Below are 15,931 nucleotides of genomic sequence, written 5' to 3'. Positions count from 1 at the left end.
AGGTCCAGACACTTTTTCCCGCTTAGGGTTGTGATACCCGACTGCGCAGAAATTCCCGTGGTGAACGGTATCCCAAGGCGCTGTGCGGGTGGTGCTCGTTATAATGCTCAAACGCGATAGCCAAATTGCCTACCGCTGTTCGGCTATCCGGTTTTGGCATCATCTCGATATAGTCTCGCTTCATCGTCTTCACGAAGCTTTCCGCTATACCGTTACTCTGTGGGCTTCTCACTGCTGTCGTTCTGGGCTCCAACCCGATTTCTCGTGCAAACGCGCGGGTCTCATGGGCTCGATACGCCGAGCCATTATCAGTCAGCCACTCCACCGGTGATGCCGGCAACGAATCCCCAAAGCGACGTTCGACAGACCTCAGCATGACATCTTGCACAGTGTCACTATCGTAACCCCCAGTACTGGCCGCCCAGTCCAACGCTTCCCTATCGCAGCAATCCATGGCGAACGTGACACGTAGTTTTTCACCGTTATCGCAGCGAAACTCGAAGCCATCTGAGCACCACCGTCGATTGCTCTCCTTGACGGCAACACGCCCCTTATGTGCCTGCTGGGCCAATGGTGCAGCTGGTTTTCTTTCCAGCAGCAAGCAATGCTCGCGCATGACGCGATATACCCGCTTAGCGTTTACCACAGGTTGTTCTGTTGCCTCAGACTGACGCCGTAACAGCGCCCAGACCCGGCGATAGCCATAGGAGGGAAGCTCTGCCATCGCCTCCATGATACGGCCAAGTAAGGCTGCATCATCACGCTGGCGATGATGACGACCATCTTGCCAACCCGGTTTTCGATGAACACGAACGGATAGCTGCGCACGCGATACATTAAGAGCCTGGCTCACAGCACTTAATCGTCGTCCCCCGGCAACAAGGGCGCATGCGCAATCCATTTTTTTGCTCGACCATACTCCACGGCTTCTTTGAGGATCTCGTTCTCCATGGTCTTCTTCCCGAGCAGACGCTGAAGCTCTCGGATCTGCTTGATGGCAGCAGCCAACTCGGAAGCAGGAACAACATCCTCACCGGCGGTGATCGCCGTGAGAGACCCTTCTTGGAATTGCTTACGCCATTTGAAAAGCTGGTTTGCGTTGACGTCGTGCAAGCGAGCAACATGAGAGACGGTCATCCCGGGCTCAAAGGTCTGCTGCACGATGGCGATCTTTTCTTGTGGAGTCCGGCGTCGACGGCGCTCGGCCCCTGTTAACACTTCGACCATCTTCTCGTTGTGACTAGTACTGAACATAGCTCCAAGACTACCTCTTAAGTTAAGAGGGGCGAAGTGTCTGGATCTTCAAGGGGCCAATCTAAACACCAACACTCATAGTGGGGAGGATAGTTCCATCCCCCCCACAGCAGAATTATCACCTGAGCAACATTAAAGAAGCATTAGTCTTTTTCAAAATACCTGTTGTCGTACTTCCCACAATGAACTGCCTGATCCGAGAGTGACCGTAAGCCCCCATCACGATAAGGTCGCAGCCCACCTCGGCGGTATGCTGGCAAATCACTGGCACCACCTCTCCTTGCAGCAGCATTGCTTCAACTCTGATACCTGCACTTTTCAACACCTGTTTGGCTTGTGCCAGCTGCCGTTCGTGCTCGTCACTTGGTTCGCCAACCATCACCAGCTCACACTCAAGCCCCTTGAGCAGTAGGCTGCTTGCGATCAACTCCAGTACCTTCTTGGCAGTCGGGCTTGCGTCATAGGCAAACAGGAAGCGGCTTGGGGCCTGAAAGCCCGGCTGCACCACCATGATGGGATTAGCCAGGGTACGGATGACGCTCTCAATATTGCTGCCAATCAATTCGTGGGCATGGGCCGTGCCCTGCTTGCCCATGATCAACATCCGCATACCGGATGAGAGCTCCTGGGTCGTCTCTACCAGCTGGCCGTGGCGTTGCAGGGTCTCGACCCCTGTCATCCCCAAGCCAGCAAGATACTCCTGGCTGCTTTTGAGCAGCATCCGCCCCTGTTCATGGGCGAGGCGGCTGCGTTGATGATCCAGCTCGGCGAGCTCCTGGAGAAGAAGCTCGCGGCTGCCAAGACCAATATTGCCGGAGAGATCGCTGTGTCCTTCAAACTCGTTTTTTTCCAATACGTGCAGCAAGGTGACGGGTAACCCAGTATTGGCAGAGGCCCATGCCGCCGCATCACACACTGCTGTCATGGCTGGGGAGCCATCGATACAGGCAAAAATGTTTGTCATGATGAATTCCTTCTTGTGATCAGTGTCCAGCCAGCAGCTTTTCAACTTCTTCCGGCTTGTCGTGTACACCAAAGCGGTCAACGATGGTCGCGCTTGCTTCGTTCAGACCGATCAGCTCAACCTCGGTGCCCTCACGGCGGAACTTGATGACCACCTTGTCCAGCGCAGTGACAGAACTGATGTCCCAAAAGTGAGCGTGAGTCAGGTCGATCACCACTTTCTCCACCACTTCCTTGAAGTCGAATCCGGCAAAGAACTGCTCGGCACTGGCGAAGAACACTTGGCCGCGCACCAGATAGGTACGTACTTCACCACTGCGCTCACTATCACTTTTGACCAGCATGAAGCGGGCGACCTTGTTGGCGAAGAACAGTGAGGCCAACAGCACACCGACAAATACCCCGAGTGCCAGGTTATGAGTAGCCACAACTACGATAACCGTGGCTACCATCACGATATTGGTGGAGAGCGGGTGCTTTTTGAGATTGCGCAGTGAATCCCAGGAGAACGTCCCGATAGAGACCATGATCATTACGGCCACCAGTGCCGCCATGGGAATTTGGCGGAGCCATTCGTCCATGAACACCACCATCAGTATCAGGATCACCCCCGCAGCAAAGGCCGAGAGGCGGCCACGGCCACCGGATTTGATGTTGATGATGGACTGACCAATCATGGCGCACCCCGCCATGCCACCCATCAGGCCCGCACCGATATTGGCAATCCCCTGGCCCTTGCATTCACGATTGCGGTCGCTCTGGGTATCGGTCAGATCATCGACAATCGCTGCCGTCATCATGGATTCGAGCAGACCGACCACGGCCAGACCTGCGGAATATGGGAAGATGATCGCCAGCGTCTCCAGATTGAGCGGCACTTCGGGCCACAGGAAGATGGGCAGAGTATCGGGCAGCTCGCCCATATCGCCTACAGTACGGATATCGATGCCCATGGTGATGGCGACTGCCGTCAGGATGACGATGCAGAGCAGCGGAGAAGGCACTAGCTTGCCAACCACCGGAATAAGCGGGAACAGATAGATGATGCCAAGGCCAGCTGCTGTCATGGCATAGACCTGCCAGGTGACGTTGGTGAGCTCAGGCAACTGGGCCATAAAGATGAGGATCGCCAGCGCATTGACGAAGCCGGTGACCACGGAACGGGAGACAAACCGCATCAGGCTGCCGAGCTTCAAGTAACCAGCCGCGATCTGGAGTACCCCAGTGAGCAGAGTTGCTGCCAGCAGATATTGCAGGCCATGCTCTTTGACCAGGGTCACCATCAGGAGTGCCATTGCGCCTGTGGCTGCCGAGATCATGCCTGGACGACCGCCAACAAAGGCTATGACCACGGCGATACAGAAGGAGGCATAGAGGCCGACTTTGGGGTCTACTCCAGCAATAATGGAGAAGGCGATGGCTTCTGGGATCAGCGCCAGGGCGACCACGATTCCGGCTAACAGGTCACCACGGATGTTGGAGAACCACTCTTGTCTTGCACGTTCTAGCATGGGGGGATTTTCTCGCTTGTTTAGGATCCATAGCACAACGCACCCATCGACTTGGGGGTCAGATGGAGTTCGGGCAGGATCAGATTGTTGTATTGGGATCTAATGGGTGTAAAAAAGCGCTCCGGTTGTGACAACCAGAGTCAGGCGGCAGGAGCCGCAGAGGGAGGGGTTAGGGCGGCGTTACAGTCACGCCAGTATGCAATTTGTTCATGGGCTGCGGATGATAGCAGAGAAGCGCTTGCACAGGTAGGGTTATCGTGCCTAGCAAAAACACCTTTTAAATTTTCCGCCCTACAGGGCGAATATAACCACATCTTAACTGAGGTTACATTTCTGTTTTCTGTTTTCTGTTTTCTGTTTTCTGTTTTCTGTTTATATGAATCTAATTTATTACTGAGTGATGGAGCATTGATGTCTTAAGCTAAGTTAAGGAACTTTAATTTATCAGTGCTCTTTAAATTTCATTTATTTAAAAAAATAGCTTATGGGGGGGTAGTAAAACTGGTTTCTCTTCGCTGCGCAGCAGCGGAATGTTGAAATGGAAAAAATTAATTTATAGCTCTCATAATTAGTAAATGGACAGTTTTCCGAATTTTTCAAGTGGGGGGATGTGAAAAAGTTTGAAAATAATTCTGTTTGGTGGAAATTTGGCCAATCTGGATGGTTTTATTCTCACCGCCCCCCGACTTATTGCTTATACGCAAACCCCATGCCTAATCCGTCCCACCAGATCGACAACAGCCTGAACCCCCATCGGTGTATTCAGCAATGTGGCTGGAGTCACGCCACCGAGGCCCCAGGCTGGTCTGTTTAGCCATGACAACGCCTTGGCAGTATCGTTCTTGTTGAGGGATAGTGCCGCATCGAGTGCCTGTACAACGCCGTATACCCTAGCACCCTGAGAGATTGATAGGGGGGCCCCAATCCTCAGCTTGCGAGCAACAGTGTGGCGGCTAATGCCTGCTAGGCGGCATATCAAACCTATGTCTGCACTCATCAATTCAGCCAGTCGATGAATGCTGCCAGGAGCTACGCCAGCCATGATCCATAGATGCGACCCCAACGGGTCGCTGGGGATCCCAAGAGAGCTAGATAGCGTCATCACAGAGGCTTCGGTCTTACCTGGATGATAACTGGAATAGGACATGATGAAATCTCCCCTGAACCTACGATACGCGATTACCCTATCCTATCCGTTCAATGTGGCGGTGGCGATGTTTGTTGGATGAGGCACTGGATGCAGAGGTTGAAGAGCCCAATTCGGGTAATACCAACTTTTTCGTGAATCTCTGTGCATAATTCTATCTGGGGTCTTTATGAGACTTGAATTCTCATATATTTACTATGCTATAACCAAGCTAGCTAGCCGAGAGAACATTCAGTGACCATCAATTTTGATTATCGTTGTGGCATCTTAGAGGCAGCCGACACAAAAACTGGCCGAGAATGGTGTTGGTATAAGGGTGATCCCGAGGTTACCAGAACTGAAAATGGCGAGTTATTGAGTTCGATAGGTGTTCCTATCGTAGCCACATGTACAGAACCTTAAGCGGCAAGCGAATTAATAATACCGTCTAACGTGTTGTTTTGCTTGGATTTTCTCTGCCTACTCTTTTTGCCGTTTTTGGATAAATACACCATTGCCCACTCCAACTTCTCTGTTATTTCCTGCCACGCACCATGGATGATGCTCGCCAATATCGGCATTAACCAAAGCGCGCTGTTTTTGGCAATCTTCAACATCGATAACTCCGCGCTGCCAATCAGCGTCAGCGCCAGCCGACGTTTGACCAGCAAGGCCAGCAAACTAGCCCAGATCAAGCCTTCCGCTATCGCTTTTTGTCGTGTCGCGAACGCCTTCAACCGGTTATGTGATTTCAGCTCTTTGAACAACAGTTCGATCTGCCAACGGCAACGATACAATGCCATCACCTTCTCGGCTGGCCATCGCTCACGCGGAAGATTGGTCATCCATATACAGAACCGTTTTTCCTCTGCAAACCAACGTCTTATGAGTCGATATTTATACTTTCCCGAACTCACATCCAGATCCAGAACCTCGGCTCTGCAGCTTCTCCGATCGATATCCTTGAGCTTTTTTCCGAGTAACTTGGGCATTTCCCTGCCGTCCTGTCGGTAAGCTGCCTGTACTTTGGGATTGAGATTTTGACTCCCTCTGACCAGATAGCTTCCTTTGGCTTTGGTCACATCAGCAAAGTACTCGCGGCTGATGTAACCGGCATCCGCCAATAACAGTTTGTTATTTAACGAATTTGCGGCCGGAAGATGCTTGCGCTCCGATTCGGTATCCGCCGTGATACTCATCGATATCGGCGACTGGTCCAGCAAGGACATGGTCATATGACACTCTACCGCAGCGGGGCTGTGCTTATTGAATCGGCCCGGGAAATGTTCTGCCAATTGCGGATGTAACGCGAATGACGACCCGTCCTGCAGCAGTACCTGCTCAAAGCCTGCCAGTCCGTGGGCGTCCGGTAGACACTCCTTGAGGCGTAAGGCGATGGCTCGTTCAACCAGTGCGCGCATGAACAAGGGAAAACCCTGCTTGCGTAACTGGTTGTGAAAGGGTTTATACGCTATTTGGTCAGTATCATGGAGCTGCAACGCATTGAAATGGCGATGCAAACCAGCAATACCATCCACCTTGTCGCAACCAAGCCCTGAGAGCAGAGCCGGGAGTAGTCTCGCAGGCTGGATATCCCGGAGTCGCTGACAAAAACCGGTAAATTTACCGATCCGGTTGAGTTCAGAAGAGCTAAGAAGTTGCTTGAGGTACTGGGTTGCATTGATAATAGTCATGGCTTCGGGCGTGTCGGTTTTTTTTTGCGATTAAATCAGATCACAAACGAAGCCTTTTTTCTATCTATTTCAATTGGTTGTAGCTAAAGATCCTGTACATGATCGTAGCCACTGTTGTTGAGGTGAAAACCCTTATTCGCATGGATACCAAAAAGTAGCCAAAAACAGGTTGCACCATATATAGTCAGTCCGCGTATGATAACTCCTATTCTCATCAGATTAGGGAAGGTGCGAATAAGCGGGGAAATTCTTCTCGGCTGACTCAGTCATTTCATTTCTTCATGTTTGAGCCGTTTTTTCTCCCGTAAATACCTTGAATCAGCCTATTTAGACCGTTTCTTCGCCATTTAAGGCGTTATTCCCAGTTTTTAGTGAGATCTCTCCCACTGACGTATCATTTGGTCCGCCCGAAACAGGTTGGCCAGCGTGAATAACATCGCCAGTTGGTTATCGTTTTTCAGCAACCCCTTGTATCTGGCTTTCACGAAGCCGAACTGTCGCTTGATGATGCGAAATGGGTGCTCCACCTTGGCCCGGATGCTGGCTTTCATGTATTCGATGTTGATGGCCGTTTTGTTCTTGCGTGGATGCTGTTTCAAGGTTCTTACCTTGCCGGGGCGCTCGGCGATCAGCCAGTCCACATCCACCTCGGCCAGCTCCTCGCGCTGTGGCGCCCCTTGGTAGCCGGCATCGGCTGAGACAAATTGCTCCTCTCCATGCAGCAGATTACCCAGCTGATTGAGGTCATGCTCGTTGGCCGCGGTGGTGACTAGGCTGTGGGTCAGGCCACTCTTGGCATCGACCAAGGTGCCTTGAGTCATCATGACGCCTTCTTCGGCCAGCCAGCGATTGATGGTCTTGAACAATTGGCGGGCCAGTTGATGCTGCTCCAGCAGGTGGCGGAAATTCATGATGGTGGTGCGGTCCGGCAAGGCGCTATCCAGGGATAACCGGGCAAACAGACGCATGGAGGCGATTTCGTACAGAGCATCTTCCATCGCGCCATCGCTCAGGTTGTACCAATGCTGCATGCAGTGAATGCGCAGCATGGTTTCCAGCGGATAAGGTCGCCGGCCATTACCAGCCTTGGGATAAAACGGCTCGATGACTTCCACTATGTTTTGCCATGGCAGAATCTGCTCCATGCGGGACAAGAAAATCTCTTTTCTGGTCTGACGGCTCTTACTGCTGAATTCACTGTCGGCGAAGGTGAGCTGATGACTCATGATGAACCCTGTTTCATGGCTCCAAATGACAAATATGATCTCATATCAGGGACTTGTTCGCACCTTCCCTAGAGAAGCCGGGCGATTCATGCTGCATGAACCGAATCTCTATCTGAGCAGGTCAAAAAATAGGGTATGTCCTGATTTAAGGCATCCAGCGTTCCCCAAACACTCTTCAATAGGTTTATTACTAATTTGTAATTTTTGTGACAGCTTCATGTAATGATTCAGAGTATATAGTTAGTCACGTAACTTGAGTCATAATTAAATGAGGTGGTTTATGAATATTAAAATTGGTGCATTCATGGCATGTACGCTGGTCGTCGGAAGCTTCTCCGCCTTTGCTCAGGCTCCTGTGCCTTATAACGTTCGTGCTGGGCACAACATTATATATATGGATTGGAGTGCCAACGCACTTAGTACCGATACTGTGAGTGTATCTACCCTGGATGACACTAAACTGGGTACTGTAATGGCTACTCCTGGGAAGACAAAGCAACTGCAACTCCCCATGGACAAAAGTATCAACACAGTCAAAGTCAGCTACAACGGTGATGTCCATGTGATTGCACTTCAGCATGGAATGGGTAGTGGGCGAAACAGATAAAGCAAATAAAATCATGCTTTAACGTAAGTTTTGCGCATTTTTTATACGCATTGAGAAAAATTACAGTATTGTAATTGTACATTGATTTCTATAATGAGCATCATCGCACATCACAGTTGTGATGAAATGGAGGCGCTTATGAATGATGTTCATAGTAAAAATGGATTTAATCCTTCTATCTCAAGAAGAAAGTTTGTTAAAGGGATTGCTGCTGGCGGAGTTGTGGCATCGATTCCTATGTCAATTAACGCTAAAGAAGAACTGCCGCAAAAGGTTTACAGCTCAGTTTTAAGTGGAACAGTAATCGATCTGGTAGTTGAAGAAGTTGTTGTCAACTTTACTGGAAGTACAAGAATTGCCACGGTTGTCAATCGCTCCATACCTGCACCGACATTACGCTTAAAGGAAGGCGATGAGGTTACTCTTCGTGTTACCAATAAGCTCAGTGAGCCTACCTCTATTCATTGGCATGGTATAATACTTCCATTTGAAATGGATGGCGTACCTGGTATTAGTTTCAATGGTATTAAACCAGGAGAGACATTCACATATAAATTCACGTTGGAACAGTCCGGTACATATTGGTATCACTCTCACTCTGGTTCTCAAGAACAGACGGGAATGTATGGCGCTTTAATTATAGAGCCAAAAGAAGGCGAGATTATATCAGCCGATAGAGATTATGTTGTTCTCTTGTCAGACTGGACAGATGAGCACCCGATGCGAATTTTATCAAAATTGAAATCGCAAAGTGATTACTATAATTTTAATCAGCCTACAGCTATCGACTTCATTAACGATGTCAGCAACAGTGGATTAAAGGTTGCCTTCACCAAACGCCAGATGTGGAATGAAATGAGAATGAATTCTACAGATTTGGCTGACTTATCCTCTGCAACTTTAACCTATTTAATGAACGGAACAACCCCTAATGGAAATTGGACTGGTGTCTTCAATAAAGGTGAGAAGATCAGACTTAGATTTATAAATGGTGCTGGAGGGTCTTTTTACGATGTCAGAATTCCAGGCATAAAAATGACGGTTGTACAAACCGATGGTGTTGATATTGAACCTATAGACGTAGATGAGTTTCGTTTCGGCCCTGGTGAAACTTACGATGTCATTGTTCAACCCATCGATAACGCCCATACGATTTTCGCACAGTCGATGGATCGTACTGGTTTTGCCCGAGGTACGTTGTCGACGGCGATTGGCCTTTCAGCTCCGATTCCTACTGTAGACAAACCTGAGCCTCTTTCAATGGAAGATATGATGGGCTCCATGGACGGAATGGATCACGGCTCCATGGCAGGTATGGATCATGGCTCAATGCCTGGTATGGCATCAGGTGCAATGCCAGCGATGGATCATAGCTCTATGGCAGGTATGGATCATGGCTCAATGCCTGGCATGGCATCGGGGGCAATGCCAGCGATGGATCATAGCTCTATGGCAGGTATGGATCATGGCTCAATGCCTGGCATGGCATCGGGGGCAATGCCAACGATGGATCATAGCTCCATGGCTGGTATGAGTAATGCTACACCGCCAAGCAAGGTTAGGCATGCCAGTACAGAGTTTGGGCCCAGTGTTGATGCGAGGGTAGATACACCAAGACGCAATCTGAATGACCCTGGTGTAGGGCTACGTAATAATGGGAGAAGAGTGCTTACGTTAGCAGACCTGAAAACTAAAGGTGGGCCCATAGATCCAAGACCAGCAGAACGCGAAATTGAACTTCATTTGACTGGAAATATGGAACGCTATACATGGTCGTTTGATGGCGTTGAGTTCGGTAAATCAACACCAATTCATTTTAATTATGGAGAAAGAGTTAGAATTACTCTCCACAATGACACCATGATGACCCATCCCATGCATTTACATGGTATGTGGAGTGAACTTGAGAATGAAGATGGCTCCTTTTTGGCAAGAAAGCACACAATACCTGTGCAGCCAGCACAACGAATTAGTTTTCTTGTGACCGCTGATGCCATTGGCCGTTGGGCTTGGCACTGTCATATTATGTTCCATATGGATGCTGGAATGTTCCGTGAAGTAGTGGTTTCTTGAGGAAATAAATAATGCTAATTCAAAGTATAGTAAAAAATGGAATATGGTTGATCAGCCTTGGGTTATTTGCTTCTCTTTCTTTTTCTGAGGAGTCAAAAGATGCTGTTAGCGGCTATCACCCTGATTTAACCGCATCTGAGGATAGCGAACAAAGAAGCCCTGATGAATATTCTGATGGACTCACACTTAGTTCAGGCCCAAGCCTTTTTGAAGGCAGAGAGCAGCTTTCCTTAGCAGATGAACATACCTTTTCTTCTCTGTTAATTGACAGGCTTGAATATTCAAATGGACGAGAGGAAAATTATGCTTCCTACAAAGCCCTTGCTTGGGTAGGGAAAGACTATCAAAAAATATGGTTTAAATCTGAAGGTGAATATAAAAATTCATTACAGGATACAGAAAACCAAGTTCTTTATGGGTATGCTACATCTGCATACTGGGACATCCTTTTTGGAGCAAGATATGATACATATCAATCTAGAAGCGATAAAGGATGGCTTGCCCTTGGCCTACAAGGATTAGCGCCATATTGGTTTGAGGTTGACTCCTCTTTATTTGTAGATCAGCATGGTCTAATGCTTTTAAGCCTAGAGGCGGAATATGACCTCTTACTTACTCAGAAATTGATACTACAGCCCCAAGCTGCAATGAATATTTACAGTAAAGATAATGATGATATGTCTGTTGGGCGAGGTATCTCAGACATCAGCACTGGCTTGCGGTTACGTTATGAAATAAGTAGGCAGTTTGCTCCTTACATAGGCGTTGAATGGAAAACTCTCGCTGGCAATACATACGATCTAGCAAAAGATCATGGGGAGAGTACATCTGATACGAGATTTATTGCAGGTGCCAGATTCTGGTTCTGATTACATAAGGAAGGTAATGTATGAAATTCAAAATGATTACTGCTGCTGTGATAGTAATTTCTACGGGTGTGATGGCTTCTGAGCAAGGTCATGACATGAACTCAATGAAGAATGGCATGAACCATGACATGAGTTCAATGAAGGGGAATCCAGCTCCTATGGGGCATGACATGGGGAGTATGGCTGGTTCCCCTGGTGTTGCCAAAGATGTGTCTAGAACCATTGACGTATCTATGGATGACACCATGCGGTTTACACCGAAAACGATATCGGTCAAACAAGGTGAAACAATCCGATTCTTTATAAAGAATAATGGAAAACTACCACATGAGTTCGTTCTCGGAACAACCTCAGAGCTCAAAGAGCATGCGGGAATGATGCAACAAATGCAAGGTATGCAGATGAAACATAGCATGCCAAACATGATCTCTCTTGCACCCAGTCAGAAGAGTGCAGTGCTATGGAAATTTGATAAAGCAGGTACAGTATCATTTGCTTGTCTTGTACCTGGTCATATGGAAGCTGGTATGGTTGGAGAGGTTGTCGTTAAATAAGAGGCTATCTGAGCCTATATGAAAATCAAAGAGGGGCCTGTTCAGGCCCCTCTTTGATTTTCATAATTCAGTTCTAAACTTTACGGATAATGATAAAACCGTCATTCCGCACCTGATTTTGCTATTTTCAGTGCTTGACGGCGATCGGCCGTTCTGATCTATTACTCTCTTTTGCAGGTAGATCATCATGGCCGCACCCGCTATCTCGATCCGTAACCTCGATCACCTTGGTTTGGTCGCCGCACTCTGCCAGGAACTGGGCATTGCCCGCATGATCGATGCCTTGCTCCCCAAAACCCCGCCTTTCAAGGTCTCACATGGTGAAGCCTTGGTCGCCATGATAGTGAACGGCCTCGGCTTTCACAGCAGCACCCTGCACATGTTCCCGCAATTCTTCGCTAACAAGCCGGTTGAGCGCCTGATTGGCCCCGGGATCTGTGCTGATGACCTCAATGATGATGTGCTCGGTCGCTGTCTCGATGCCCTCTTTGAGGCCGATGTCAGCGCCTTGTATCAGGTGATGGCGGCGCAAGTTGTCGAGCGGCTGGGGCTCAAAAGCACCGCAGTGCACCTCGATATTACCAGCTTCCACGTCGATGGCGCCTATGACTGTGCCGATGGGGATCTGGTCGGTAAGCTGCAACTGGTGCGTGGTTATAGTCGTGATCACCGGCCAGAGCTGAATCAAGTGATCCTTGAGCTCATCTGTGAAAATCAGGCCGGCCTACCTGTCTATATGCAGGCCCTGAGCGGCAATAGTAATGACACCAAAGCCTTTGCCCAGACCGTTCGTCGCCATTTGAGCAGTCTCAAGGCCGCGCAGGAGTGCCGTTATCTGGTCGGCGATGCCGCACTGTACTGCGCCGATACCTTGCAATTACTGGCGCAACAGCAGCAACTATTTGTGACCCGGGTGCCCGTCACTCTCAATGAGGCAAAGCAGGCCGTGGCAACCATAGGTGCACAACCGCTGACCGCTCTGGGCAATGGCTATCATGGCCGTTGGCAACACGCGAATTATGCCGGGGTCGCGCAACGTTGGTTGCTGGTGCGCAGCGAACAAGCCAGCCACCGCGAGCAGCAGACATTGGCCAAAAACCTGCTCAAAGACAGTACCCGCGAGCTCAAAGCCTTCGCCAAATTGTGTGCCCGACGCTTTGCTTGTGAGGCGGATGCCCAAGCTGAGTTGAGCTGTTTTACCGCCAGCTTGATGCTGCTGCAACTGGATGCCGAAGTGGTAGGTGAACCCGTTTATACAGGACGTGGCAGACCCAAGCGTGGCGAAGAGCCAATTGGCCATCAGTTTCAAATCACTGGGTTGGCGGCAACTAGCCTGGCTTGCGTTGAAGAGGCCCACAACCAGACCGGGGTGTTCATCCTGGCGACCAATGACCACAGCGATACGCTGACCATGGCCGAACTTTTGGCCACCTATAAAGCGCAGCAGAATGTCGAACGGGGCTTTCGTTTTCTCAAGAGCCCGGAGTTTTTAACCTCCTCACTGTACCTGAAAAAGCCGGAGCGGATTGAAGCGTTGCTCATGGTGATGACCTGTAGCCTGATGATTTACGCAGCGTTGGAGCACCGGATCCGGCAGGGATTAGTGGAGCAGAATCGCAGTGTGGCGGATATGAAAAAGAAACCGACCCAGCAGCCGACGGCCCGTTGGATCTTTTTGCGCTTTGGTGGCATCCATGAATATCGACTGGGAGAAGCTCCGCCACAAGTAACGGAGCTAACAGGAGACCAGCAGATCATTTTGGAGGTATTGGGTGAGCGCTATCGGCAAATTTATTCCTAAATCAGGTGCGGAATGTCGGATAAAAATTAACATAATCAACTGCTTTTTATAAGAAGCAGGAAGAACATACATTGAAGTTAATAAATAGAGCTACTGTGAGAAAAAATGGCCCTGCTCCCTATTTTTCAGAAGGAGGTGACACGCTTTGGTGCCATGGTAACCATCAACACTAACCTGCTCTATCTTGCGCCGCAAGTGATTGAGCAAGGTCGGTACAACCGTCTCCAGGCGGGCCTCAGCTGATAGGTGGCCACATCAACAATTGAATGAAACCTGCGCCAAAACCGCTACTTCTCCTCGCTGTAGTTATACGCTTTCATTCGCATTCGCTATGGATTTAGAGTCGAATTGCATCAATCACCTGATACACCAGCGGTCGGCTACTCGTAGTTTATATCCTCCATATTAGCTGGTTTGTTAATAGAACTGTAGCCTGGTTACTGGAGTGGGGCAGCCAGTGAACAGCAAGTTGATGAAGCTATCCAGGGCTTGCAGGAGCAGCCTGAATATGGGCTTGAATATTAACGCAGAATCCCAGCCATGATGGATGCCGCCTGAAGACGTGTTCATTCCTTCAGATGGTCAGGAAAACTATGTTGAGCCAACGCCAGGTTGTATTGTTTCCAGTCCCCCGGTGTCAGAATAGTTGTCGCCTAATCTGAATAATCTAAATGTGAAGACCGGGGGCGGATAAAGAGTGTCGAATGGCTCGTTATTCAAGTGAGCGCAAGGCTGCTTTGCTCAAGAAGCTGCTGCCGCCCATCAATATGTCGGTGGCCGAGTTGGCTCGGCAGGAAAACATCAGCGAGGTCACTCTGTATAATTGGCGCAAACACGCCAAAGACGGAGGGTCTCCTGTGCCCGGGGACAACAAACTGACCGATGAATGGCCCGCCGAGGCCAAGTTCGCCGTCGTGCTGGAAACCGCTGCGCTTTCCGAGATTGAACTCAGTGAGTACTGCCGCCGTAAGGGTCTCTATCCCGAGCAAGTCCAGCAATGGCGCCAAGCCTGTATTCTGGGCCAGCAATCCGCTCGTACCTTACAACAGGCGGAGAAGGCACAGGCCAAAGCGGACAAGAAGCGTATCCGACAACTGGAGCAAGAGCTGCGGCGCAAAGACAAGGCCCTGGCCGAGGCGGCAGCTCTGCTGATATTGCAAAAAAAGCTCGATGCCTACTGGAGCAACGTCGACGAGGACAACTGACCTCGTTGCCAGAGCGGCAGCAATACGTTGCATGGTGGCGCGAAGCGCTTGAAGCTGGCGCCCGCAAGCATCCTGCGGCCGAGGTGTTGGGGCTGAGTCTGCGCACGCTCCAGCGCTGGTTGGCCGGGCCTGAGCTGAGTGCCGATAGGCGACCGGATGCGGTTCGTTCCATACCTGCTCATGCATTGAGCCCAGAGGAGCGGCAGGCCGTGCTGGACGTCTGCAATAGCCAGGAGTTCGCCTCGTTGCCGCCGAGTCAAATTGTGCCACGGCTGGCCGACCAGGGGCGCTACTTGGCCAGTGAGTCGAGCTTCTATCGCATCTTGCGGGCGGCTGACCAGCAGCACAGGCGTGGCCGGAGCCAGCCACCGCGTCATGTGCCGGTACCAACCAGCCATACCGCGACTGGGCCCAATCAAGTGTGGTCCTGGGATATCACCTACTTGCCGTCACTCGTGCGCGGCCAGTATTACTACCTCTATCTGATAGAGGACATCTACCGCCGCAAAGGGGTGGGCTGGGAAGTGCATGAGCAAGAGTGCGGTGAACGGGCGGCGGCGTTGCTGCAACGGAGCATCATCCGCGAGCAGTGCTGGAAGCAGCCGCTGGTCTTGCACTCGGACAACGGCGCGCCAATGAAGTCAGTCACGCTGCTGACCAAGATGCATGACCTGGGTGACACGCCCTCGCGGGGACGGCCTCGGGTCAGCAACGATAATCCGTACTCGGAGTCATTGTTCAGGACGCTGAAGTACTGTCCGCAGTGGCCATCAGACGGCTTTGCCAGTCTGGAAGCGGCCAGGGAGTGGGTGCGCGACTTTATGGCCTGGTATAACGAAGAGCACCGGCATAGCCGTATCCGCTTCGTCACACCCAACGAGCGGCATCGGGGTGACGATAAAGCCCTGCTGTAATGACCCAGCCGTTCCTGCACAACACCCAGCGAGGTGGAGTGGCAAGACGCGATACTGGACACCTATCGGTGCCGTGATGCTAAATCCGGAGCGGCCCGAGAAACCCGAGCCGGAGCAAAAAGAGGCTGCTTAAA

Annotated in this window: 11 protein-coding genes and 2 pseudogenes; 6 read left to right on the top strand and 7 right to left on the bottom strand. The window is 50.4% G+C overall.

What is annotated here, in order from left to right:
- Window positions 1-22: 22 nt before the first annotated feature.
- The 6 genes from C2U47_RS16735 to C2U47_RS16705 all read right to left on the bottom strand — a co-directional run bounded on the left by C2U47_RS16735 (window position 23) and on the right by C2U47_RS16705 (window position 7,774).
- A protein-coding gene (locus C2U47_RS16735) for an IS3 family transposase (RefSeq protein ID WP_103261968.1) occupies window positions 23-1,227 on the bottom strand; the annotation gives its coding sequence in 2 pieces (ribosomal slippage) (window positions 23-909 and window positions 909-1,227; 1,206 coding nt in all).
- Between the two features lie 145 nt (window positions 1,228-1,372).
- Window positions 1,373-2,218 carry a universal stress protein gene (locus tag C2U47_RS16730; RefSeq protein WP_103261755.1) on the bottom strand — a complete coding sequence of 282 codons (846 nt, stop codon included), beginning with the start codon at window positions 2,216-2,218 and terminating at the stop codon, window positions 1,373-1,375.
- A 19-nt stretch (window positions 2,219-2,237) separates the two neighbouring features.
- Window positions 2,238-3,728, bottom strand: coding sequence for a SulP family inorganic anion transporter (locus tag C2U47_RS16725; RefSeq protein ID WP_103261754.1), 1,491 nt, complete (start codon window positions 3,726-3,728; stop codon window positions 2,238-2,240).
- Between the two features lie 694 nt (window positions 3,729-4,422).
- Window positions 4,423-4,830 carry an antitoxin Xre/MbcA/ParS toxin-binding domain-containing protein gene (locus C2U47_RS16720; protein WP_258040169.1) on the bottom strand — a complete coding sequence of 136 codons (408 nt, stop codon included), beginning with the start codon at window positions 4,828-4,830 and terminating at the stop codon, window positions 4,423-4,425.
- Window positions 4,831-5,273: 443 nt separating this feature from the next.
- Window positions 5,274-6,548, bottom strand: a complete 1,275-nt coding sequence (locus tag C2U47_RS16715; RefSeq protein ID WP_011191341.1) for an IS4-like element ISApu2 family transposase — start codon at window positions 6,546-6,548, stop codon at window positions 5,274-5,276.
- Between the two features lie 368 nt (window positions 6,549-6,916).
- Window positions 6,917-7,774: an IS5 family transposase gene (locus tag C2U47_RS16705; protein ID WP_199766817.1), complete on the bottom strand. Its 858-nt coding sequence runs from the start codon at window positions 7,772-7,774 to the stop codon at window positions 6,917-6,919.
- Window positions 7,775-8,054: 280 nt separating this feature from the next.
- Here C2U47_RS16705 and C2U47_RS16695 point away from each other — a divergent pair, with 280 nt between their 5' ends.
- The 5 genes from C2U47_RS16695 to C2U47_RS16675 all read left to right on the top strand — a co-directional run bounded on the left by C2U47_RS16695 (window position 8,055) and on the right by C2U47_RS16675 (window position 13,678).
- Window positions 8,055-8,381 carry a hypothetical protein gene (locus C2U47_RS16695; protein ID WP_010675891.1) on the top strand — a complete coding sequence of 109 codons (327 nt, stop codon included), beginning with the start codon at window positions 8,055-8,057 and terminating at the stop codon, window positions 8,379-8,381.
- Between the two features lie 93 nt (window positions 8,382-8,474).
- On the top strand, window positions 8,475-10,454 hold the full coding sequence (locus tag C2U47_RS16690) for a copper resistance system multicopper oxidase (protein WP_425973269.1): 1,980 nt from the start codon (window positions 8,475-8,477) through the stop codon (window positions 10,452-10,454).
- Window positions 10,455-10,465: 11 nt separating this feature from the next.
- The gene (locus tag C2U47_RS16685) at window positions 10,466-11,323 is read left to right on the top strand and encodes a copper resistance protein B (RefSeq protein WP_005303868.1); all 858 of its coding nucleotides are present in this window, start codon (window positions 10,466-10,468) and stop codon (window positions 11,321-11,323) included.
- Window positions 11,324-11,343: 20 nt separating this feature from the next.
- Window positions 11,344-11,877, top strand: coding sequence for a cupredoxin family protein (locus tag C2U47_RS16680; RefSeq protein ID WP_087756363.1), 534 nt, complete (start codon window positions 11,344-11,346; stop codon window positions 11,875-11,877).
- A 187-nt stretch (window positions 11,878-12,064) separates the two neighbouring features.
- Window positions 12,065-13,678, top strand: a complete 1,614-nt coding sequence (locus C2U47_RS16675) for an IS1634-like element ISAs25 family transposase (protein ID WP_049636888.1) — start codon at window positions 12,065-12,067, stop codon at window positions 13,676-13,678.
- 117 nt (window positions 13,679-13,795) lie between these two features.
- On the opposite strand, the pseudogene C2U47_RS23795 reads toward C2U47_RS16675, so the two are convergent.
- Window positions 13,796-13,965: pseudogene (locus C2U47_RS23795) on the bottom strand (IS5/IS1182 family transposase); the annotation flags it as partial.
- Window positions 13,966-14,382: 417 nt separating this feature from the next.
- On the opposite strand from C2U47_RS23795, the pseudogene C2U47_RS16670 reads away from it, so the two are divergent.
- Window positions 14,383-15,930 (top strand): annotated as a pseudogene (locus C2U47_RS16670) (IS3 family transposase).
- Window position 15,931 lies beyond the last annotated feature (1 nt).

It is taken from the genome of Aeromonas sp. ASNIH7 (assembly GCF_002903485.1).
In the GTDB taxonomy this organism is placed as follows: domain Bacteria; phylum Pseudomonadota; class Gammaproteobacteria; order Enterobacterales; family Aeromonadaceae; genus Aeromonas; species Aeromonas caviae.
This window is presented reverse-complemented; position numbering and strand designations above follow the sequence as displayed.

Bases quoted from the DNA above. Each gene is read 5' to 3' on its own strand.
- C2U47_RS16690 (WP_425973269.1), top strand. From the start codon at position 8,475: ATGAGCATCATCGCACATCACAGTTGTGATGAAATGGAGGCGCTTATG.
- C2U47_RS16715 (WP_011191341.1), bottom strand. From the start codon at position 6,548: ATGACTATTATCAATGCAACCCAGTACCTCAAGCAACTTCTTAGCTCT.
- C2U47_RS16720 (WP_258040169.1), bottom strand. From the start codon at position 4,830: ATGACGCTATCTAGCTCTCTTGGGATCCCCAGCGACCCGTTGGGGTCG.
- C2U47_RS16675 (WP_049636888.1), top strand. From the start codon at position 12,065: ATGGCCGCACCCGCTATCTCGATCCGTAACCTCGATCACCTTGGTTTG.
- C2U47_RS16680 (WP_087756363.1), top strand. From the start codon at position 11,344: ATGAAATTCAAAATGATTACTGCTGCTGTGATAGTAATTTCTACGGGT.
- C2U47_RS16730 (WP_103261755.1), bottom strand. From the start codon at position 2,218: ATGACAAACATTTTTGCCTGTATCGATGGCTCCCCAGCCATGACAGCA.
- C2U47_RS16685 (WP_005303868.1), top strand. From the start codon at position 10,466: ATGCTAATTCAAAGTATAGTAAAAAATGGAATATGGTTGATCAGCCTT.
- C2U47_RS16725 (WP_103261754.1), bottom strand. From the start codon at position 3,728: ATGCTAGAACGTGCAAGACAAGAGTGGTTCTCCAACATCCGTGGTGAC.
- C2U47_RS16695 (WP_010675891.1), top strand. From the start codon at position 8,055: ATGAATATTAAAATTGGTGCATTCATGGCATGTACGCTGGTCGTCGGA.
- C2U47_RS16705 (WP_199766817.1), bottom strand. From the start codon at position 7,774: ATGAGTCATCAGCTCACCTTCGCCGACAGTGAATTCAGCAGTAAGAGC.